The sequence below is a fragment of the Kiloniella antarctica genome (assembly GCF_042682825.1).
Lineage (GTDB): Bacteria > Pseudomonadota > Alphaproteobacteria > Kiloniellales > Kiloniellaceae > Kiloniella > Kiloniella antarctica.
In genome coordinates, this window is the sequence record NZ_JBHUII010000004.1 from 105,826 (window position 1) to 128,655 (window position 22,830).

Here is a 22,830-nt window from a genome sequence, read left to right on the forward strand (position 1 = left end):
AACAATTCAGGAAACCAATTTATATGAAAAAATTCAGTGCTGGCTTACAAGAGCTGTGTATTTTGGAAAACGATAAAATACGCGTTACGCGCTACTCTGAATTTCTTCTTTTATATCTGGAAAATGTTGATTTCACACACGAGACGATTTGTGATTTTGGCTGTGGCACTGGCGTCTTGGGAATTTATGCAGCCAAACGTGGTGCCAAACAGGTCACGGGCTTTGATATTGATCCGGCGGCGATTGAACTCTCTCAAAAAAATATCGCTTTAAATAACTGCCCTCATTTCGAAACCTACTTGATTGAAAAGAACAACCCCAAAGAAAAATACACTATTATCCTGTCAAACCCCGCGTCCTTGCCAACACCAAAATCCGAAGGCAAAGAGTTTTTTTCAGGCGGGATTTACGGTATCGACATGATTAAGGACTTGTTTGATTTTTGCCAAACGGATCTAAAACAAGAAGGACGGGTTTTCTTTCTCCAGACCAGCCTTTCTTCTATCAACCAAGCGGCAAATTACGCCCACGAAAAAGGTTTTAGTTATAAAATCATTGGCGTCTTTCAAACTGAAATCAGAGACCACTATCACGAATTTTGGCACCAAGTCGAAAAAAACCGTAACAGCGGAGACGCTCACTACCTTGAGATTAAAGGCGTTTATTCCGAAATTGTCTATTTGGTTGAAGCCAAACATATACCCAGGTAGAAACAATGAATAAAGATAAAAATTTTATACAAAGCGTTGAAAAAATTACCTTTAATTAAATAATAATCTCTTGAATTTTTTCAAGCTGCTCCATATGTCGCCACCATTCTTGCAGTGCAGGTTGCTTTTTTACTAACTCCGCACCTTCAAGTGTATCACAAAGCGTCGCATACATTGGCGCGCAAAATAAATCTGGAAGTGTCACAGTCGCACCTGTAAGAAAGCCCCCGCCTCCTATTTGCTTTAACCGCGAAATTTCCGAGAGTGTGATGCGCGCGATAGGTAATGCCTTTTCTATCGCAGCATGATTTGGAGTTTCCCCCCTCTTGGGCTTAGTAATTGTTTCAATATAAAGAGTTCGAACCCAGTTGGGATATGCATATGAATTAAGAATGCTCAATATTTGATTAGCATAAGCTCGGCCCTCCGGCTGCAAAGGCATTAGCTCTGGACCCAAATAGGCTTCATCAATATAGCGCGCAATAGCCTCTGCTTCATAAAGACGAACCTTTCCATCATCAAAAGCTGGAATGTAACCGAAAGGGTTACGTGCAAGATGATCTTTTTCCGGTCCGCCAATCTGAAAAGGATTAACGTTTACAAGCTCATACGCGATATCTTTTTGGATAAGCGTAAGGAGAACAGCTTGTACATAAACACTGAACTCAGCGCCGTATACAATTACCCTCTCCATACCTAACTCCCATTAACCATCAAGTCCGAATACGCCGTCTCTGCCCTGACGGTTTCCCCCGTGAAGATTTTCGAGCTCCGGCTGGCTTGTTATTACTACGAGCATTTCCAGAAGGACCATCTGGTGATTTCCGGGCAGCAGCTGGTCCATCAACCGGACGACTTGAGGCCGCCTCATCCGCGCGACGGCGACCTTGTCCGGCATGAGTGGTAAAGAAGCTCTTTTGATCCTTCTTCTTTGCGTAGCCTTTGGCGCCAGGTTTATTGTCCCCGGTACCAATAGGCTGATAAGACGGCACCAGATGCTTTTTACCTGGGCCAATAAGATCTGCACGGCCGAGTTCGCGCAGTGCCTCGCGTAAAACAGGCCAATTTTCAGGATCATGATACCGTAAGAAGGCTTTGTGCAAACGGCGTTGCTTCACACCTTTGGCAGTCTTGACGATCTCACCACTGTGGCGACGGATCGGGCGCAGGGGATTGCGCTCGCTATGATACATGGCTGTAGACAAGGCCATAGGAGATGGAATGAAATTCTGGACCTGATCCGCACGGAAACCATTTTGTTTCAGCCAAACAGCCAGGTTCATCATATCTTCGTCTTCACATCCCGGATGCGCCGCGATGAAATAAGGGATCAGATATAATTCTTTCCCTGCCTTTTTCGCTGCGGCATCAAACATGGACTTAAAACGTTCATACGTGCCGATGCCCGGTTTCATCATCTTTGAAAGCGCGCGCTCTTCGGTGTGTTCTGGCGCAATTTTCAAATAGCCACCAACGTGATGGGTTACCAGCTCTTTGATGTAAGTTGGGCTTTTAACCGCAATGTCATAGCGCAAGCCGGACTGGACAGATATTTTCTTTACACCCTCAATATTACGGGCTTTACGATAAAGCTGGATCAGGCTTTCATGGCTCGTATCCAGATTTTTACAAACATCAGGATACACACAGGATAAACGACGACACACCTTTTGGATATTATCGTCCTTACAGGCCATACGATACATGTTGGCTGTCGGGCCGCCCATATCGGTAATCTGCCCTGTAAAGCCATCAACCTTGTCACGGATGTCTTCTATTTCTTTAAGAATTGATTCTTCTGAACGGCTCTGGATTACGCGGCCTTCGTGTTCTGTGATCGAACAGAAAGAGCACCCGCCAAAACACCCGCGCATAATATTCACGGAAAATCGGATCATATCCCAGGCAGCAAGTTTGGCATCGCCATAAACCGGATGGGGTGCGCGCTGGTAATTCAGATCAAAAACGCCATCCATTTCCGGGGTCGTCAAGGGGATCGGCGGTGGATTAATCCAGATGTCGCGATCACCGTGGCCTTGAACCATCGCCCGCGCGTTCCCAGCATTACTTTCGAGATGCACAACGCGCGATGCCTGCGCATAAAGAGCCTTGTCCGCGATGACTTCTTCATAGGATGGCAGACGTACAGCAATTTTGTCTTTATCAGCTTCACGCAATTTCTTACGGGCTTCGGCACGGTCAGGAATATGATGGAGATCGTTCTCATCATCAATCGCCGTCATGTCAGCAACAGTCCACCCTTCGGGGGTAAACTTGCGGGCATAAACAGTTCCACGGATATCTTGAATTTCTTTTGGATGCTCGCCCGCTGCGATCCGGTGTGTCAGTTCGACCACCGCGCGTTCCGCATTTCCATAAAGCAGAATATCCGCTTTACTGTCGATCAAGACAGAACGACGAACCTTATCTGACCAGTAATCATAATGTGCTGTACGACGAAGAGAGGCTTCAATTCCACCGACAACAATCGGTGTATCTTTGTAAGCTTCCCGGCAGCGTTGGGAATAAACAATAACCGAACGGTCCGGGCGTTTACCGCCCTCATCATTTGGCGTGTAACTATCATTGTGGCGAACACGTTTATCAGCAGTGTAACGGTTCACCATTGAGTCCATGTTACCGCCCGTAATCCCAAAATAGAGATTAGGCTTACCCAGCGCCATAAACGCTTCTGGGTTGCTCCACTCTGGCTGAGCAATAATGCCTACACGGAAACCTTGAGCCTCCAGGAGGCGACCGATAATGGCCATACCAAAACTCGGGTGATCCACATACGCGTCCCCGGTGACCAAAATCACATCACAGCTGTCCCATCCCAAAAGGTCCATTTCTTCCCGAGACATCGGTAAGAAAGGTGCAATACCAAAGCGTTGCGCCCAGTACTTGCGATAGGAAAAAAGGTTCTTGGCTTCCAGCTTATCCCCAGTATCAGCCTTTGAGGGGGCCTTTACTGGTAACTTAGCTGAATTTTTACAGGCTTCTATTTGGGTCGCTTTTTGGGCTTCGAGCATAACTCAGGCCTTACCTTGTTCTCGCTGACGATATTTAGGACTTTAACACCCGGCTCTCAAAGCACTCTTTAAGTTAAGCCCAAATCTGTTGCCTCTTTTAACTACTTGAGCGCTAAGGTCAAGTATTCCCGCTTTTTTCCCCTGCACAGCTTCCATGCAATTTTGGGGTAACTCCCCATATAAACCGAGTTTATTGAAAGGCTTAAGTCAAATATGGACTGGAATTAGTCTTGATTTCATCCTTTATGGTTAAAATTATTTTCACAAATAGTCCTGTTTTATTTGACCAACTGATCAAAAAAAATTAGCATTCAAGGGCAGTAAAAATAGAGGCACACCAATGTGTCCGAGCTGTTTTAGTAAAGAGCTCTGTACAAGTCGTACCAACAGGAATATCTATTCCTGAAAGCATTTAAAAACAACGACTAACGGTGAAATACCGATCTTGTATTTGGGCGCTTTCAGGGCTGTTTTACATCTACCCAGGGAGGGAAACAATGACTCGTTTATCCAGAAGAACCGTACTCGCGCTTGCCGCAGCAGGGCTAACAAGCGTGGCACTTGGCTCAACATCCGCCTTTGCCAAGACCATAAAAGTTGCAGGTATCTACACCCAACCGATCCAACAAAAATGGGATGCACGTCTCCACGAAGCACTGGTCGCTGCAAAAGAAGCTGGCGAAATCGAATACGTCTTTTCTGAAAAAGTCGCCAACACAGATTATGTCCGTGTCCTACGGGAATACGCAGAAGGCAAAGCGGATCTCATCGTTGGTGAAGCCTTTGGTATCAGTCGCGAAGCCCGTAAAGTTGCTGACGATTACAAAAATATCGCCTTTTTAATGGGGGACCCTTTCAAACCACATGGCGATAATTTTTCCGTCTTTGATAACTACATCCACGAACCTTGTTACCTCATGGGTATTCTTGCCGGAAGCATGAGTAAAACCGGTAAAATTGGCATGGTCGGTGGCTATCCAATTGGCGAAGTAAACCGCCTGTTCAACGCCTTTATGGCCGGCGCTCTTTCCGTCAATCCTGATGCCCAGTTCAAAGTGAACTTCATTGGCTCATGGTATGATCCTCCCAAAGCCAAAGAAGCTGCCTTTGCCCAGATCGAAACCGGGGTTGATGTCCTATATGCTGAACGCGCAGGTGTTGTCGATGCCGCACGCGACAAAGGCATCCTCGCCTTTGGTAACGTCAACGACATGAACAAAGAAGAAAACGGCAAAGATGTCGTTGTTACTTCTGCCCTTTGGCATATGGAATCAGCTATTGGCCACGCCATTGACCAGGTAAAAGCCGGGTCCTTTGCTGCCGCAGACTACAAAGAATGGACCATGATGCAAAAAGGCGGTGCTTCACTTGCCCCTTATTATGAGTTCGATGGTCAAATTCCTGCCGACGCAAAAGCTAAAGTCGACCAAATAAAGTCAGATATCCTCTCAGGCAAGTTCGTTGTTGAAATCGACGACAACGAACCAAAGTCGACTTACTAGCCGCCTTCCTACCCCTGACCTCTTTACTTTCCAGAGGTCGGGGGTTCTTTTTGGTCTTTCACGAGGACGGGGCTTTTACCCTGTAATCAGTGATGCCAATCGATGAGGTCGCATAAAGGTTTGTCCAAAGAACAAATCTGCAGCGTTTTTAAAACGTTTCGTTACTGCCTTTACTGGGGAACGTTATATGGCTTTGCTTGCCTTTCATAACATTACGAAAACTTTCGGCTCACTGATTGCCAACGATGATATTTCCTTGTCTCTGGAAAAGGGTGAAGTCATTGCCCTGCTGGGTGAGAACGGGGCCGGTAAAACCACCCTGATGAATATTCTCTATGGACATTACACTGCGGACAAAGGTCACATCGAAGTGGACGGGCAGCACCTGCCGTCTGGTCAAACCGATGCCGCAATCAAGGCGGGTATTGGTATGGTTCACCAGCACTTTACGCTGGCAGAAAACCTGACCGTTCTTGAAAACATTATGCTTGGTACCGAAAGCCTGTGGTCCTTGTCACAGAAGCAATCCGCTGCTAAAGCCAAGCTGGCACAAATGTCAGAAGACTATGGTCTGAAAGTCAACCCCGATGCTCGTGTTGCCGATCTATCCGTTGGTGAAAGACAAAGAGTAGAAATACTAAAAGCCCTCTATAGAGACGCACGGGTACTAATTCTTGATGAACCAACCGCCGTCCTCACCCCTCAAGAAGCTGACAGCTTGTTTAAAACTCTACAACGTTTAACCAAGCAGGGTTTTGCCATTATCTTTATATCTCACAAGCTTCATGAAATTTTGCAAATCAGTACGCGGGTTGATGTCTTACGCCGTGGGAAAATCGTCGGATCGGTTGCGACAAAAGACGCCGACCGGGCCATGCTTGCAGAAATGATGGTCGGACGTAAAGTTGAACGCCCGAGCCTTGAAGCAATGGACTGTGGTAAAGCAGTCGTGCGTTTGAATAACGTTACTCTCAAAGATACTGGACGCGATGCAAGCACTGTCCCCAAACTGGATAAAGTCAATCTCACCATCCACCAACATGAAATCATTGGTATTGCGGGCGTTGCTGGAAACGGTCAGGCCACCTTGGCTGATCTGTTGTCTGGCCTCACCATCCCCAGCGACGGCACCTTTGAGCTTTTAGACGTTCCCGTGACGCAAGCCTCCCCTTCTAACATCGTCAAACGTGGTGTGGGACGTATACCCGAAGACCGTCACAGTTCCGGTGTTGTCGGTGAGATGACGCTCTGGGAAAACCTAATCAGTGAAGACCTTCGAAATGTGCCTGTTTCCAAAGCAGGTATAATCATAGATCGCAGAGCTTGTCTTGAGCGCACTAATGCTCTGATTGAAAAGTTTGACATTCGATGCGAAGGACCAGATGCCGAAACCAAACTGCTTTCTGGCGGCAACATGCAAAAACTCATCCTTGCCAGAGCCTTAGCACCAAACCCCGCTTTCATTCTCGCGAACCAGCCTGTGCGGGGGCTCGACGAAGGCGCTATTGCCTATGTACATGAACAACTCCTTGCCGCCCGAAAAAGAGGCGCAGGTATCCTTCTTATTTCCGAAGATCTGGACGAGCTGTTTTCTCTATGCGATCGCATCTGCGTTATGTATCACGGTAAATTAACCCAGCCCTATGAGGCAAAATCTGTCAGTACCAGCCAGGTTGGGTTAATGATGGCCGGCCAAGAACCAGATCAAGAATTGGAGCAGGATAATTTGAACGCAAATCCAAAGGCTGAGGAGCCAAGCCATGCAAATTGAACCACGCGAATACGTCGCGCCATGGCGTATAGCCCTTGCCCCCTTTGCCGCGGTTATCGTTTCTCTTGGCTTGGGATCAATCTTGATCCTTTGGGTTGGCGCATCGGTGAGTGAGGCATATCTGCTTCTGGTCAAAGGTGCTATCGGATCCAGCTTTGCCCTCACAGAAACTTTAACGCGTTCTATTCCGTTAATTTTCACAGGTCTCGCCGCAACAATCGCTTTTCGTGCACGGTTCTATAACATCGGTGCCGAAGGACAGCTTTATTGTGGTGCTCTTGCTGCAACTTTCTTTGGTACAGGGTTGATTACGCTTCCCCCTCTCCTCATGATTCCCTTTTTGATGCTCGTTGGTGCGCTTGCAGGCGGTGCTGCGCTGGCGATCCCTGTCATGCTCAAGACCCATCTCAAAGTTGACGAAGTCGTCACAACCTTGTTGTTGAACTTTGTGATCTTGCTCTTTGTTGGTTACTTCCTAGAAGGCCCCTTAAAAGACCCAATGTCAATGGGATGGCCTCAAGCTGAACCAATTATTGACGAAGGTTTATTCCCAAGTATCGTTGACAAAAGTCGCCTTCATTTTGGATTTATCTTTGCCATTATCGGCTCTGTGCTCTGTTGGGCCATGATGCGATTTACCGTTTGGGGATACGAAATCCGCGCTGTCGGGCTTAATACCTCTGCGGCGAAATTTTCCGGGATCAACGTCAATACAACCGTAATTAGAACCGCTGTTATCAGTGGTGGTCTCGCGGGTCTTGCAGGAGTAAGCGAAGTCACAGGCCTCAAAGGCTATCTAACCCTCGATATTTCGCCGGGGTTTGGATATACAGGGATCGCCGTTGCCATGCTGGCGCAACTTAACCCGCTGGCTGTGATTCTATCCGCGATTTTTATTTCCATGATCTATGTCGGCGCTGATTCCATGAGCAGAGCCATTAACATTCCAACTTACATAGCTGATGTTCTGGTTGGCCTTTCCGTCCTTTCCATTCTGGTCAGTGTCATGTTGACCAAATACCGCCTGCGTTGGAGATAAGATTATGATGGATATTTTTGATATACTTATCTCTGCAGGATTTTGGGCTGCGACATTTCGAATTGTCAGCCCCCTGATCTTTGGCACTCTTGGTGAATTAATATGTGAACGCGCTGGTGTCCTTAATCTTGGGATTGAAGGCATCATGACCATGGGTGCCATGTCTGGCTGGATGTGGGTCTATATGGGCGGCGACTTATGGACAGGCGTCATGTTTGCGGCCGCCATTGGCGCCATGTTTGGGTTACTGCACAGTGGCTTTACGGTTTATCTCGGACTATCCCAACATGTCACAGGCATCGGCATCACTCTCTTTGCCTCTTCCTTAAGCTATTACATCTATCGCATGCTCCTACCTGATGCGACCACGCCGCCAAAGATTGATCCGTTCCACCCTTATCCCGTGCCATTCCTCTCTGACATTCCCATCATCGGGGAAGCTCTCTTTACGCAAACACCGTTGACCTATTTGGCCCTCCTTTTGGTTCCTGTGATTTGGTATGTGCTTTACAAAACACCCGTTGGCCTTGCCGTTCGAATGGCGGGAGAAAACCCGATGGCTGTAGAAGCTCAAGGCATTAACGTTTTAAGTGTTCGCACCGGAGCCGTGATGGTTGGCAGTGCGTTCATGTCCGTGGGCGGTGCTTTTATCACCATGTCGGCCTTTGATGCCTTTTTCTTTGGTATGATCAACGGGCGCGGCTGGATCTGTGTTGCGCTGGTGATCTTTGCATCTTGGCGGCCTGGTAAAGCTCTCATTGGCGCATTGCTCTTTGCGGGATTGGATGCTTTGCAAGTGCGGGTGCAACAAACCGCTGGTGCCGTTATCCCTTATCAGTTTTTCCTGATGATGCCCTATATCCTAAGTATCGTTGCTATGGTAATTATGGCCCGTAAAGCCAGTTATCCCAAGGCTCTGCTTACCCCCTTTCGCCGGGGTGAACGAACCTAAGTTTCGAAATCATTTATAACCGACCGCGATAAATCGGAAGACCCATGCTAGATCTTGTTATTAAAAACGCCGTTCTCCCAGAGAGTAATACTTCTGATGAGAAGAAGACTGTCGACATTGCAATTCAGGATGATCGTATTGTCGACATAGCGCCTCAGATCACGGAGGGTATAGAGCAAGGAAAAACCGAGATTATCGATGCTGCGGGATACCTTGTAACTGCGCCTTTTATTGATCCCCATTTTCACCTGGATTCAACGCTGAGCCTCGGGCAGCCAAGATTAAATGAAAGCGGGACATTACTTGAAGGCATTCAGTTGTGGGGAGAGCTAAAACCACACCTGACCCACGAAGCTATCAAAAAACGCGTACATGCCCTCGCCCGTTGGTCTATTGCACGCGGGACACTTGCCATTCGAAGTCATGTAGATACCAGCGACGACCGCCTGTTGGCTGTTGGTGCTCTCCTCGAAGCTAAAAAAGAACTCGCGCCTTGGATAGACATTCAGCTCGTCGCCTTCCCACAAGACGGATATATCCGCTATTCAAAGGCAGCCGAAAATCTTAACCGTGCTTTGGATATGGGTGTTGATGTGGTTGGGGGTATTCCTCATTTCGAACGCACAATGGAAGACGGTGCTGCATCAGTAAAAGCTTTATGCGAGATTGCAGCTGATCGTGGACTAATGGTTGATATGCATTGTGACGAAACCGATGATCCTATGTCACGCCATATCGAAACCCTCGCCAGTGAAACCGTGCGTTTAGGTCTACAGGGCCGTGTTGCCGGATCTCACCTGACATCCATGCATTCCATGGACAATTACTACGTCAGCAAGCTCCTCCCCCTGATTAAAGAAGCACAAATTACCGCTATTCCAAATCCTTTGATCAACATTACTCTGCAAGGGCGTCACGACACCTATCCCAAACGTCGCGGCATGACACGGATCAAGGAAATGATGGCCATGGGCATCAACGTAGCTCTCGGGCACGATTGCGTCATGGACCCTTGGTACAGCTTTGGTAGTCATGACATGCTCGAAGTCGCGCACATGGCAACCCACGTCGGACAAATGACCGGCGTTTCAGAAACCAGAGCCATGTTTAAAGCCGTGACTGAGAATTCAGCCAAAGTTATGCACCTACCAGATTACGGTATTGCGAAAGGCAACTTCGCAGATCTGGTTATCTTGCAAGCCCAGGACCCCATCGAAGCCATCCGCCTGCGTCCGGCCCGATTGTTCGTTATCCGCCGTGGTAAGGTCATCAGTAAAACCGCACCCGTTCAGGCCGAACTCAATTTAGGCGGGAATAAAGAGTTTGTGGATTTTCTCAAAAATTAAAAACTAAACAGAGAGCCTTTAAATTAAGAGAATACCGTACAGCATGAGATCAATTCTCAAATCCGCTATACTTTATTACCCGAAAGAGATATAGCATTTAGCATTATTTCTAAAAGGTTGGCGTCATGGGTACATTTGAGAATTCAGTAAAAAAAGCACAGGAAGAAATTTCAACGATTTTTCCTGAGACACCACTGCAACATAATCTGTTTTTATCCTCAAAATATGATTGTAACGTCTATCTCAAACGTGAAGACCTAACCCCGGTTCGCAGTTACAAAATCCGCGGCGCTTTTAATTTTTTCAGTAAAGCTCTCGCCAATAAAGATCTCCATGCTGATCAATTTGTCTGTGCCTCTGCCGGAAACCACGCCCAAGGGTTTGCCTATACCTGCAACCACTTCAAAAAGCGCGGCACTGTCTTTATGCCAACAACAACGCCGCAGCAAAAAATTCATAAAACCCGCGCCTTTGGCGGACAATACATAGACATCAAACTTGTCGGTGATATCTTTGACGAAGCTTACGAAGCCGCCCATAGATTTGTTGCCGAAGAAAATGCCTTTATGGTGCCACCCTTTGATCATCCAGATATCATTGAAGGCCAAGCGACCATTGGATTGGAAATACTCGAACAGCTCGAGGGAAAGTCCCTAGATACTTTGATTATGCCCGCAGGTGGTGGCGGATTGGCGGCAGGCGTCACCCAATACCTCAAAGAAACATCTCCAGATACTGATTTCTGGTTTGTCGAACCCGAAGGCGCCCCAAGCCTGAAAGAAAGTCTGATAGAAGGCCGCCGGGTTAAGCTGGAAAGTGTTGATAACTTCGTTGATGGTGCTGCCGTGGCCCTTATTGGGGAACATAATTTTGAAGCCCTAAAAAACTTCCCATCCGACAAAGTTCTGCTCGCACCCGAAGACCGTCTCTGCGCCACCATAATCACGATGCTTAACATTGAAGGCGTGGTTCTGGAGCCTGCAGGCGCCCTTACCATCGATATTCTGCAGTCTCTTGATCCAGAAACAATCAGGGGTAAAAACGTTGTTTGTGTAACTTCAGGAGGTAACTTCGATTTTGAACGCCTCCCCGAAGTCAAAGAACGCGCCTTAAAATACGCAGGTCTCAAAAAATACTTCGTCCTCCGCATGCCCCAGCGTCCCGGCGCTCTGAAAGATTTCCTCTTCCTGCTCGGCGATGAAGACGATATCTCGCGTTTTGAGTACTTGAAAAAATCCGCCCGTAACTTTGGTTCCATCCTGATCGGTATTGAGACTAAAAATCCGAATAACTTTGATACCCTGATGGAAAAATTCCAACAAAATGGCATCAAATTTCAAGACATTACAAACAACGAAGTCTTGGCTAATTTTCTAATTTAAAAATAAATTCAAAAAAAATGGAATAAAAAAAATTCCTGACTGTAGTCCTAGTAAGTTTCAATTTTGTTGGTCACTCGACAAAGAATTTACAGGATAAAACCATGGCAACGCATATTGTAAAAAACTCGACGGTTGAGAACGCAGAAAATACAGCTCACCCAGATAATCTTGTTAATGACGATATCAATACTGATCTCACTCAGGTAGCCGAGATATCAGATAACGCGCTTCAACGATTGCAGTTTGCCAGCACCCTGAACGATGAAAATTCTTTTGATAGCTTTCTTCAATCCCTTTCGGCGGCAGAAAGAGACGAAATCAACGACATCTTGAACCCTGCCCCCATCGAGACGGCTGCGGGGGAAGCCGTAACACTCGTTGGGGGTGGAGGCAGTAACTACAATGATGATTTGGGTTCTGCTATTGATCTTTTGAGCAAACAGGGTGTCATCGACCCCACTGAGCTTGAATTTGGACTGATTGCAAGCGAACGGTCAAGAACAGGTAACAGCAGCGACCAATTAAATGGCTTTGATGCTCTTCCTGTACCATTTTTAAATTTGATTCTTAATCTACGCCCCTTTTCAATTCGCGATCAGGGGACTTACGGCAACCAACCCATTACTCTACGTGGTGGTGATGGTGATGATGTACTTGTCGATACCGGTATTATCATGGGCGATGGTGCAAACAATGTTTATGAAATTAGTTTCGCGCAAAACCTCGCACCAACGGATACGATCTTATTACAGGGTTTTCCCGCTGGTACGATCCTAAATCAAGGAACAATGATCCCCGGTAGTAACGGGACAGAATGGGAAGTTATATCTCCGTTTACTTCAATCGTATTTTCTGCCGATAATTCCTGGGTTCCCGGTTCCTATACAATTCAGGCAAGCAGTGTAGGTTTATCCTCTAACATTACCATTACACATCAAACCTCTACGAGTTTTGGCGATGACCATATAACTGGCGGAACAACTGACGACACAATATTTGGGGATGATGCGTATGTCTCGAACGTTGTTACAGGAAACGATATAATAAACGGAGATGCCGGCAATGACACTCTCTATGGCGACGCAAGTTATCTAAGCAATTCAACAGCAGGCAACGACCAGATAAGCGGCGGCACAGGAGACGATTTAATATTTGGGGATGCCGGAACAATCAACGATTCAATCTGTGGCGAGGATATCATTTACGGCGATGATGGTAATGATCGCATCTATGGAGATAGTAGTGTTCTTGGTAACTCGAACGGTGGAGATGACATTCTTTATGGAGGGAACGGAGATGATCTAATCGTTGGGGATAGCAGTACATTATCAACATATGACACAGGAACATATTCCGGGGGGAATGACACAATCTATGGCGGCAGTGGTAACGACACGATTTATGGTGATGCCGCTTCTCAAAATGGTTATATTCAAGGTTTCGGATTTAATTTTGCCAAAGGTGGAAATGATATCATTGATGGTGGTGATGGTGATGATATCATTTACGGTGACAGTGGCTTCTATGCAATGAGTAGCGGCTCTGGCGTCGGAGGGGATGACATCATCACTGGTGGGCGCGGCAATGATAGCATGTATGGTGTAGATGGAAATGACCGTTTTGTGTTCCGTCAGGCAGATATCGCCACAAATGGCCCAGCTGAAACAGATACCATCAAAGACTTTAAATTTGATGACGTTATTGATCTTGGCGACTTATTGAGTACAGCGCAAACCGTATCAAATCTCGATCAATATCTGGACTTCAGTCAGGGTCCAAACGGGGTAAATATAGATATTGACGTCGATCAGGATGGCGTAACGGACCATACAATCATTTTGGAAAACCTGTCTCTATCACATCTTAGCGGCGGTATGGGAACGTCCGATACCGATATTTTGACCAACATGCTTAATCAAAATGCTCTTGATACTCTCGCTTAGGCCGTTATGGTGCAAAAGAAATTTTACTATCAGAAGATGTTATTTAACACTCGTGTTTTCCTTTGTGCTTGCCCTCTTAATTCTTGCGGTAAATACGATCAAACTACGAGCAAACTTTTTGAACAAGGCCCAGGTAATTGAATTTTGAACGTAAACTAGAATCTTCTATGCCAAAGTTAAAACGCTATGCCCGCTATTTAACAAAGGACGAAGATCAAGCTTCTGATCTGTTTCAGGAAACCTATGGCCGTGCGCATTCTAAAAGACACCTGTTCAACGATGAATATCAGATAGAGCAATGGCTGTTCCCGATTATGAAAAACATCTGGATCAACCAAATAAAACGTAGACAAAATGAGTTGTTATCACAATCTGAGTTAGAAAGAGACAACATCCAGAGCAACGTTTGTGTTGCGAAAGAAATTGAACACCGATCTCTTCTTAATCGGGTTCATTCTGTTCTCCAAAACTTACCGCAAAAAGATCAGGAAGTTTTGGAACAGATTGTCTCTTTTGGTCATAGCTACGAAGAAGCCGCACGAAGCCTTTCGGTTCCAATCGGGACTGTGATGAGCAGGCTGTCCCGTGCAAGAAAGCGATTGAAAGAAAAATTACAACTTGGCGAAGAGTTTATCTTCATGTTCATTCCGCCGGTATTCTACAGTTCTGCGGAAGAAATAACTGATTTAGACAATGTCCGTTCTGGTACAGATACACAAAGCAATCAAAAGAAATACGGCGACAATTTAAGTTCAGCAAGTTTAGAGACAAGCTCGAAACGAAAAACGCTCCTTCGGCGCTCTGACCTCTACCGTTTTCTTCATAAAAGCCGTCAAAAATCCACCGATACAAACAGTTATGACTATCAACTCATGGCTTCTTTTGTCATTCTCGGTGTTGATGGCATGTTTGAGAGTTTGCCATCCGTACAAGATCCGCAAGAGCTTACTTTTATTAATCAACTGCTTGCTGAAGAGACCTCTCGCGACGACACTACTAGAAATGAAGAGGCTTCCAGTCGCTTCAATGTCCAAGAGAGAGATGACAATTCTTCACATCTGGATCTACTGGATGACGAAGCCGAGTATCAACTTGACTATGCCGTTGATGAGGCCATTTCTAATCGCTTTTTATTGGCAGAAGATGTGCCCTCTAAAGAAAATGGTGACCAAGGCGACGGAAATTATAGCCAAAAATGGGGCTCCATTATTGAGCTATTGAATACACAAGGTATTCTTGATCACTCTGACCTTCTGAATTCGAACCTCGTTCACTCAACAACAGACGATCGCGACGGCCAAGATTACCATTCTGCAGATGCCAAAACCTCTATCATCCCCTTAAGCGATATACTTGGATTTAGCATTTCACCTGTTACCCCGGACCCAACAACATCCACAGCAGTATCCCCGGATGATTATCTCGTTATAACCCATTCAGGAGGCGGCACGATCATAGAAACGGTTACAGACCCTGACCCTACTCTTTTGATTTAAAACCACTCTCACTTCGGCCACAACAATAACACTTAAAGTTTACCGGATCGAACTCGATAATCTGGCGAAAACCCTCAGTCATGTTCAAAACCCAAACTCCTTATTTATTAAACGGAAACTCAGACAATGAAATATAAAGTTACCCTCGCCTTTGCTAGTCTCATGGTTCTTACTCAACCAACTGTTGCCGAGCCTTCAATCAACAACATGCAAGGGTGTCAGGCTTTGCTTGATTTTGTTGATACGAAACTGGAAAACGCTCCGGCGTCCTATGGTTCGTCGGAAATTGCCACCGTTCGGCAAGGCTTGAGCAATTATAATGCTTTTATTCAAAAAGAAATTATCACGCCCGGCCTCATAAAATTTAGCAACGGAGATCAAGGCAAAGCGGATGCCCTGCAAGAACAAGTAGATGTTTACAAATCAACCTTGGTCAAGTCATACAGTGAAAAGTACCCGCAAAACCGCCTGTTCATGGATCACGTTGTTGCACTCAATAACTGTACAAAACAAGCCGTCCCAACAGGGGCCGATCTACAATCCCTCAAAGATGCAATGCAAGCAATGATCGCCCTAACCAAACAAAGTTAAAACGAGCATTTTTATCCGCCTAAAATGATAAAGGCAGCTTGTTCATATTGAGCTGCCTTTATCAGAGATTTGTCAGGCTATAGTGTGTACATGCTTTGGTTCTTTTCTTGAATATTAAGACTGGTCCATAGCAATACCTTTAAAGGCAGGAAAGCACATGATTACCCCCACATTGAAGGGTTTGGCACTTCATCCAACCTTACTTAGAGTTATTTTTTGAACCATTTACTTGCCTATACATACTAGGGGTTTGCCCCGTAATTCTTGTGAATTCCCTATTGAAATTGGATTTGGTTTGGAAGCCAGAGTTAAGAAATATTGTGGTAATATTGTCTCCAGTATTACACAAAAGCTCCTTAGCTCTTTCAATTCTAAATTCATTTATAACTTTAGAGATATTACGATCAAAAACCATATTTATTGCAATTGAGATTTGCCGTGCTGGTATGCTTAGTTTTCTGGATATTCGACTAAGTGTCAGATCTGGATCAAGAAATACTTCTTTGCTTTCCATCAAATTTGTTAACTTATTAACGATGACATCAGCCTCATCTTTTGTAAGCACGCTTGCGCTCGCCGAATGACACATTAATCCGTTTAACGAATGACTTTGATCTTTGCTGATCTGGGAAGAGTCTTGTCCAGATGAACGTATGCTCGTGCTCGTTACCAACACTGCCAATGCCAGAACGGGTATAAGAACAATATGACCGACAGTTAAAATAACAATCGTATGTTCGCCATTGAAAAAAGAAGTATCTAAAGACATAGCAACATCAATAGAAGCCGATAAAAGCAACATATAACCCGCCGTACGTTCGGCTTTTCCGGCCAATTCCCAGTCAGTCAAACGTATGTCTTCCATAAGCCCGTCACGCATATAAGAAGCATGCAACAAAGCGATCGCATATCCCAAATATAGTAACGTTAAGACCACATCTATCGAAATGAAATAAAACTCTTGCTCAATGGTAACCGCCAAAATTAGAGCGGGGCCAATCAAGTGGATATATGAAAACTTTGTTTGACCATGAGCACGCGCAAAACAATACCAAGCCGAATAAGGTATTATTGAAGCCAATACAGGTTGGAGCATGCGTAAAGAAGTAAGATCGTATGTCCAACGAAGCCCCACAACAGTTGTCGTCAAGGCACAAAGCCCAATACAAAGAAAAGCAGGAACGGCCGATTTTCCACGCTGCATCAATAGCATTACAGCTAATATCATCAATAGCATTGATAGAATGAACGGAAGTGGAATGGCTATCATTAAAGCTCCATCAAGAAGTGAATCTTGTCTTTTTTAAAATCAACTTATGGAAAGCAATTATAACTTCAACTTCACAAGTAGTGAAGTCATGTAAGTTCCAAAACAGGTTTTAGGACGTACTCAAACATGTTTTAGGGCGCTTCCATGGCGAACTGGTCTTAGTTTCGAGAACAAGTGAATACGCCCCGGTTCTGTATGCCGGTTTTGTAATAATGTTCATAGGAAACTTTAAATGACTTGGTATTGGCTGGCTTGGAAACTTTGTTTGACGTTCGATGGGAGAGCATCACGAAAAGCATTCTGGATGTTTTTTTTAATAAACCTGTGCGTCGGTGGGATATTATTATTTTGTGAATTTATATTCAAAATTCACTGGGCTTTCGACGTCATTTACTCCTGCGTCAATCTGCTCCCGACACTCGCAATCACAATTCGCAGATTACATGATACTGGCCGATCAGGTTGGTGGACTTTATTACTGTTTCTACCTGGTATTGGTGTTCTCGTTCTTTTGATAATGCTTGCTCAATCCGGGAGTAAAGAAGCCAATATTTATGATTTACAAGTTAGCGAGGGAATAGCGAAATGATCAAATTTTCTAAAAGCTTAAGCATTGTGGCTGTTCTTTTTGTTTTCTTGCAAAGCAACCAGGCTTCCGCAGATCAAGATATTGAACACTATACAATTCCACCTAAAGCACATGGGGTTATTTTAATTGATAATCTCAAGGAAGGTAACTTGATTTATATGCGGGGTTTTGTTGGGAAAGGCACTTATTTCTCTCGAAATAAGCAAGGTGAAGTATGTTCCATAAGTCCTGTGCCTATCATTGCAGGCGATTTTGAAGAAACAGACATATCCATACACAAGAACAACCACCTAAAGATAGTTATTTACAGTTCCGAGATTTCCAAATTACTTTTTGAAGGAAAACAAATTGAAAGCGGAGATTATGACACTGAGAATGGAAGGCCATTGGAAGCTTTACTAATAGAAACAGGCTTGCCATTTTCTATACCTTTCATATTAAACCCGCGCCGTAGTTGGACATCATGGTTTCGGGGTGAGTTAAAAAAACCAAAATGTGTTTTAAGTAATCACTCGTAAATTAACGCGATGCCATAGAGACTATGATCATATGAGCTAAACAAGGCTAGAATGATCATAGTCTCTATAAAAAACGAATAACCAATCCAGCCCTCGTTCACATTGAGTTGCCTTTGTCAGAGATCTGTCAGGTTATATTGTGTATATGCTTTGATCAGTTGCTTGGCATTACTGTCTGAAATAAGGCAGGCCCATAGCAGTACTTTTAAAAACAGGAAAACATATGACTGCTTCCCCTCGTATTGAAGGGCTTGATTTTGCCCGATTTTTGGCTTTTGTTGGCATGGTACTAGTGAATTTCACCGTTGCCATGGGGGCAGAAGGTCAAGGTTCGACCTGGGCAACGACGCTCGTGGGAGCACTGGAAGGGCGGGCGGCAGCAACTTTTGTGGTATTGGCAGGGCTTGGGCTTGGGCTTTCCTCCAAACCAGTATCTAGAAATTCACTCGGGCTTAGCGCATTATCTTATCAAGAAAATCAGACCAAATTGGGGGATCAACTTTTTATCCTGACCACAAAACGTGCTCTCTTCTTATTGGTACTTGGGCTTTTAAACTCACTTATTTTTGACGCTGATATCCTGCACTATTATGCGCTTTACTTCTTTTTTGGTGTTCTGTTCTTACGGATGAGTTCAACAGGTTTGATCATTTCCATATTTGCGTTGATGCTCGGTTTTATTATCATGCTGTTAACATTGGATTATGATCTCAACTGGGATTGGAAAGCCTACAGCTATCAAAATTTCTGGACCCTTGAAGGCTTTATACTAAATCTATTCTTTAACGGCTGGCATCCCGTTATCCCTTGGCTTGGCTTCTTCCTTTTTGGTATTTTCCTCAGCAAATTTTCATTGGAAAAGACCTCTATCCAACGCAATCTGTTCATGTTTGGATTGATGACATTACTTGCCACAGAGGGTCTTTCAAACTTAATTCTCAACTACCTCAACGGTGCAGAGCAAGACCTGCGCGATATCCTAACGACAGAACCCATTCCGCCCATGCCGTTTTATTTGATCGCAGGAATGAGCACAGCCTGTATCGTACTGGCCATCAGCCTTTGGGTGAGCAAATGGTTAAAAAATACCACCGTGCTGGTACTTTCTAATCAGACCGGGCGTCAAACCCTAACCCTTTATGTTGCTCATATCCTTTTGGGTATGGGAACCTTGGAAGCACTGGATATGTTTGGCGGGCAAACAACAGACACCGCCGTCCTGGCTGCGACCATCTTTTCTCTCTGCGCCGTATTTTATATCTGGGTTTATAACAAATTTTTCAAACGCGGCCCGATAGAAAGTCTGATGCGCCGCATTGCGGGATAGCACTATTCAAGATCGTCCCACGAATTTAATTTTACTCTCGAAAAAGGGTTAAATAAACACGTAGAAGGCCGTAGTTCCTGTGATAATGCCCCAGACGCACATATTGATAAATGAACGCAAAATCCCGCCGTCTTCTTCAATCGTCACCCCAAGCTTCTTGACGATAATATCACCAGGATAGAGGAACCCGACTTCGAGCCAGTGCAATAATGTCATAATGTTTCTCCAAACATAACATGTATAGTATTTACATCTTTATAGTTATTACCGTTAAAGTCAACCAAAGTTTAGGTTTACTAATGTTACATTCTAGAAAATTGAGAGATCAGTTTTGGTTGTAAAGAGTTCAAGCGCCTTGCTTCCAACCAAAGAATTCCCGGATGCATCTAATTCTGGCGACCAAACTGCGATAGAGAAGTGCTTGGGCAGGACCGCCACGATCCCTCCCCCAACGCCACTCTTTGCAGGCAGCCCAACTTTGTATGCAAATGACCCAACCGCGTCATACAAACCACACGTCAAAAGCAAGGCATTGATCCGCTTGGTATCCCGACCAGATAATACCTGACTTTGCGCAATTGGAGAGTATCCCCCACAAACCAATGGTAAAGCTGCCTTGGCAAGATCAACACAAGAAGTGGTCAGTGCACATTGGCGAAAATACACGTCTAGTAAATCGGGGATCGGCGTTTCAATATTATCAAAGCTGCGCATCAGGTTCGCCAGAGCCGCATTACGATAGCCATGTTCCTGCTCCGACAGGGCAACAACTTCATCTACCTTATTTGCAGGGTTTCCCGAGAGCATTCGATAATAATCATCGATCCGTCGCGAAGGATCAGCTGATCTACTGGCAAGGATGTCTGTAACAACAATAGCCCCCGCGTTGATAAAGGGATTGCGGGGAATACCCTTTTCATATTCCAGCTGAACCAGAGAGTTAAAGGCCGTGCCCGAAGGTTCCCGCCCAACACGGCTCCAGATATCGACGTCTTCCAACCCCAAAACTTGCATAAGAGTAAAGAGTTTCGAAATCGACTGAATAGAGAAATTTTCTTCGGCATCACCAATCATAAACGTCTCACCGTCTACGGTCTGCACTGCCATAGCGAACTTATGACCGGGAACATCTGACAAAGCCGGAATATAATCGGCGTTTTTCCCCTGCCCAAAAAAAGGACGTACTTCATCCTCAATTTCTTCGAGGACACCTTGGAAATCAACTGAAGAGTTAATCATATAATGATACGAGTTCCATCGAAATCATAGGAAAGTTGCCTTTTAAAGCTTAACGAAAATCAATTTTATTTAATAGTGTAATATAGAAGATAGAATTCATGGCAACTGGTTTGTAACCACACCACAAAAGAAAAACCGGTAGATCAATTTCTTGATCAACCGGCTTTTTAGTACAACAGGCGAATTAAACCCGATGGAAATTTTACCCTGTCCCCATCATGTAATTGGGCAGCCATGTGGCAATCTCTGGGAAGACACAAAGAATTGCGATGGCCAATACCATACAAAGCATAAAGGGGAGTGCGCCTTTGAGGATCGTGGGAAGTGAAACATCAGGCACAATGCCATTAATCACATAAAGGTTGAGACCAACCGGTGGGGTAATCAACCCAATTTCCATATTGATTGTAAATATAACCGCAAACCAATAAGGATCAAAACCTGCTTGTATGATAATCGGTAACAGGATCGGTGCTGTCATCAAGATCACGGCCACAGGTGGAAGGAAGAAACCCGCGACCAGAAGAAAGAGATTGATGATGATCAAGAGTTGCCATTTACCAATGTCCAGCGCTGCTATGTATTCCGCCACCGATTGAGTAATAAACAATGATGACAAAGTATAGCTGAATAGCGCTGACGCACCGATGATCATCAAGATCATCACACTTTCTTTCATAGAATCAGAAAGTATGTTCCAGATTTTGCGCGGCTGCCACATGCCATAGATAACCACCACAAGAACAAGGCAGAACATGGCCCCGACACCTGCGGCTTCTGATGGTGTTGCAACGCCACCGTAGAGCACATAAAGCACACCAACAATGATCAGCAGGAAAGGAAAAATACGAGGCAGGACTTCGAACTTTTCCCGCCAACTGTATTTGTTCGCTTGATCTTTAAAGCTGTACCCATTTTGCCAAGCTGTATAAAGAGACCAGCACATGAAGAGTGTCGTCAGAAGCAATCCCGGCAACAATCCAGCAAGGAAAAGACGGCCAATAGATGTTTCTGTCGCAATTCCGTAAACGATCATGGTGATCGAAGGCGGAATTAAAATACCCAGTGTGCCTCCTGCTGCAATAGATCCTGTTGCCAGCCCATCCGGGTAACCGCGCTTGCGCATTTCCGGGATACCCATTTTACCAATGGCAGCACAGGTCGCAGGGGATGAACCACTAAGCGCTGCAAATATTGAGCAGGCCCCAATATTTGAGATAATGAGGCCACCAGGAACACGATTTAACCAACGATCAAGTGCAGCGTAGAGATCTTTACCCGCAGGCGAAGAAGCGACCGCAGCACCCATCACGATAAACATCGGAATAGAAACCAATGCAAATTCAGCCAACCCGGCAAAGAAAGTCTCAGCCACGACATCAAGGGAATCAAGCCCTTCGAAGGCAAACAAAAACCCAATCGCCACCAGTCCTAGACCAAAAGCAACGGGAATGCCCGATGAGAGAACAAGAATAGTAGCAAGAGCGACCAAAAGGCCTATCAATAGTGGATCCATGGTTATTCTCCTTCAAACGCACTGTGAGAGTCCATGGCAAACGGCATATCACGGCCATTGAGTAACGCCAGAATATCTGCCACGTATTGCAACGACAATAACCCTACACCAAGAGGAAGCGACAGATAGGGGATCCAAAGCGGCAGTTCCCAAATCGTATCTGTTACCCAACCACCGTGCAGAGCTTCTGCAAACATCTCATATCCCTTCCAGGCAAGTATCACTGTAAACAACAGTCCACAAAGACTGGCGATAAAAGCCAACAACTTTCGGGCAGACAGGTTCAAATAATGAGGAAGAAGATCAACGTTCACATGTCCCTTGATCAGCAATACATAGGGACTTCCGATCAGGGTTGCAGCAACAAGAGCATAGGTGACGTAATCAGTCTGCCAAACCGTTGATTCCTGAAGGAAATAGCGTAAAACCACCATTTGACAAACTACCACGATCGCAGAGGCGATAAGTAAGGAAGCAAACACGCCACAAGCACGCGATAACTGGCGTACGATATCAATGAAAAAATTCATGTTGTTCTAACCAGAAAAGAGCTGAAATGAACAAATAAACCTTAAAAATACGCCCTGCAAACTACCTATTAAAAAGG

At 45.2% G+C, this 22,830-nt stretch carries 20 protein-coding genes; 13 read left to right on the forward strand and 7 right to left on the reverse strand.

Going from position 1 to position 22,830, the window contains the following annotated elements:
* The first annotated feature begins 23 nt into the window (after window positions 1–23).
* Window positions 24–710: a 50S ribosomal protein L11 methyltransferase gene (locus ACFSKO_RS07435; protein ID WP_380250041.1), complete on the forward strand. Its 687-nt coding sequence runs from the start codon at window positions 24–26 to the stop codon at window positions 708–710.
* Between the two features lie 55 nt (window positions 711–765).
* On the opposite strand, the gene ACFSKO_RS07440 is transcribed toward ACFSKO_RS07435, so the two are convergent.
* Window positions 766–1,404, reverse strand: coding sequence for a glutathione S-transferase family protein (locus ACFSKO_RS07440; RefSeq protein WP_380250043.1), 639 nt, complete (start codon window positions 1,402–1,404; stop codon window positions 766–768).
* 19 nt (window positions 1,405–1,423) lie between these two features.
* On the reverse strand, window positions 1,424–3,742 hold the full coding sequence (locus ACFSKO_RS07445) for a YgiQ family radical SAM protein (protein ID WP_380250045.1): 2,319 nt from the start codon (window positions 3,740–3,742) through the stop codon (window positions 1,424–1,426).
* 497 nt (window positions 3,743–4,239) lie between these two features.
* Here ACFSKO_RS07445 and ACFSKO_RS07450 point away from each other — a divergent pair, with 497 nt between their 5' ends.
* From ACFSKO_RS07450 to ACFSKO_RS07490, 9 genes are all read left to right on the forward strand, one after another.
* A complete protein-coding gene (locus ACFSKO_RS07450; protein WP_380250047.1) occupies window positions 4,240–5,244 on the forward strand; it encodes a BMP family protein in 1,005 nt (334 codons plus the stop codon).
* 187 nt (window positions 5,245–5,431) lie between these two features.
* A complete protein-coding gene (locus ACFSKO_RS07455) occupies window positions 5,432–7,015 on the forward strand; it encodes an ABC transporter ATP-binding protein (RefSeq protein ID WP_380250049.1) in 1,584 nt (527 codons plus the stop codon).
* Window positions 7,005–8,054, forward strand: coding sequence for an ABC transporter permease (locus tag ACFSKO_RS07460; protein WP_380250051.1), 1,050 nt, complete (start codon window positions 7,005–7,007; stop codon window positions 8,052–8,054). Before ACFSKO_RS07455 ends, ACFSKO_RS07460 begins: the two co-directional genes overlap by 11 nt.
* Window positions 8,055–8,058: 4 nt before the next feature.
* On the forward strand, window positions 8,059–9,006 hold the full coding sequence (locus ACFSKO_RS07465; RefSeq protein ID WP_380250053.1) for an ABC transporter permease: 948 nt from the start codon (window positions 8,059–8,061) through the stop codon (window positions 9,004–9,006).
* A 44-nt stretch (window positions 9,007–9,050) separates the two neighbouring features.
* Entirely contained in the window at window positions 9,051–10,352 is a 1,302-nt protein-coding gene (locus tag ACFSKO_RS07470; protein WP_380250055.1) for an amidohydrolase family protein, read from the forward strand.
* Window positions 10,353–10,477: 125 nt separating this feature from the next.
* On the forward strand, window positions 10,478–11,734 hold the full coding sequence (ilvA, locus tag ACFSKO_RS07475; protein ID WP_380250057.1) for a threonine ammonia-lyase IlvA: 1,257 nt from the start codon (window positions 10,478–10,480) through the stop codon (window positions 11,732–11,734).
* 101 nt (window positions 11,735–11,835) lie between these two features.
* Window positions 11,836–13,677 carry a type I secretion C-terminal target domain-containing protein gene (locus ACFSKO_RS07480; protein ID WP_380250059.1) on the forward strand — a complete coding sequence of 614 codons (1,842 nt, stop codon included), beginning with the start codon at window positions 11,836–11,838 and terminating at the stop codon, window positions 13,675–13,677.
* Window positions 13,678–13,844: 167 nt separating this feature from the next.
* Window positions 13,845–15,173 carry an RNA polymerase sigma factor gene (locus tag ACFSKO_RS07485; protein ID WP_380250061.1) on the forward strand — a complete coding sequence of 443 codons (1,329 nt, stop codon included), beginning with the start codon at window positions 13,845–13,847 and terminating at the stop codon, window positions 15,171–15,173.
* Window positions 15,174–15,299: 126 nt separating this feature from the next.
* Window positions 15,300–15,764: a hypothetical protein gene (locus ACFSKO_RS07490; protein ID WP_380250063.1), complete on the forward strand. Its 465-nt coding sequence runs from the start codon at window positions 15,300–15,302 to the stop codon at window positions 15,762–15,764.
* 199 nt (window positions 15,765–15,963) lie between these two features.
* Here the strand turns inward: ACFSKO_RS07490 and ACFSKO_RS07495 are convergent, their stop codons facing one another.
* Window positions 15,964–17,034 (reverse strand): helix-turn-helix domain-containing protein, encoded by a 1,071-nt coding sequence (locus ACFSKO_RS07495; RefSeq protein WP_380250065.1) that lies wholly within the window; start codon window positions 17,032–17,034, stop codon window positions 15,964–15,966.
* Window positions 17,035–17,266: 232 nt separating this feature from the next.
* On the opposite strand from ACFSKO_RS07495, the gene ACFSKO_RS07500 reads away from it, so the two are divergent.
* The 3 genes from ACFSKO_RS07500 (at window position 17,267) to ACFSKO_RS07510 (ending at window position 19,468) form a co-directional block, all read left to right on the forward strand.
* Window positions 17,267–17,623, forward strand: coding sequence for a DUF805 domain-containing protein (locus tag ACFSKO_RS07500; protein ID WP_380250067.1), 357 nt, complete (start codon window positions 17,267–17,269; stop codon window positions 17,621–17,623).
* Entirely contained in the window at window positions 17,620–18,141 is a 522-nt protein-coding gene (locus ACFSKO_RS07505; protein ID WP_380250069.1) for a hypothetical protein, read from the forward strand. Before ACFSKO_RS07500 ends, ACFSKO_RS07505 begins: the two co-directional genes overlap by 4 nt.
* A 223-nt stretch (window positions 18,142–18,364) precedes the next feature.
* Window positions 18,365–19,468 carry a heparan-alpha-glucosaminide N-acetyltransferase domain-containing protein gene (locus tag ACFSKO_RS07510; RefSeq protein WP_380250071.1) on the forward strand — a complete coding sequence of 368 codons (1,104 nt, stop codon included), beginning with the start codon at window positions 18,365–18,367 and terminating at the stop codon, window positions 19,466–19,468.
* Between the two features lie 48 nt (window positions 19,469–19,516).
* Here the strand turns inward: ACFSKO_RS07510 and ACFSKO_RS07515 are convergent, their stop codons facing one another.
* The 4 genes from ACFSKO_RS07515 to ACFSKO_RS07530 form a co-directional block, all read right to left on the reverse strand.
* Complete coding sequence (locus ACFSKO_RS07515) at window positions 19,517–19,684, reverse strand: hypothetical protein (RefSeq protein WP_380250073.1); 168 nt, start codon at window positions 19,682–19,684, stop codon at window positions 19,517–19,519.
* 93 nt (window positions 19,685–19,777) lie between these two features.
* The gene (locus ACFSKO_RS07520; RefSeq protein ID WP_380250075.1) at window positions 19,778–20,707 is read right to left on the reverse strand and encodes a glutaminase; all 930 of its coding nucleotides are present in this window, start codon (window positions 20,705–20,707) and stop codon (window positions 19,778–19,780) included.
* A 202-nt stretch (window positions 20,708–20,909) separates the two neighbouring features.
* A complete protein-coding gene (locus tag ACFSKO_RS07525; protein ID WP_380250077.1) occupies window positions 20,910–22,223 on the reverse strand; it encodes a TRAP transporter large permease in 1,314 nt (437 codons plus the stop codon).
* Window positions 22,224–22,225: 2 nt separating this feature from the next.
* Complete coding sequence (locus ACFSKO_RS07530) at window positions 22,226–22,753, reverse strand: TRAP transporter small permease (protein ID WP_380250079.1); 528 nt, start codon at window positions 22,751–22,753, stop codon at window positions 22,226–22,228.
* Window positions 22,754–22,830 lie beyond the last annotated feature (77 nt).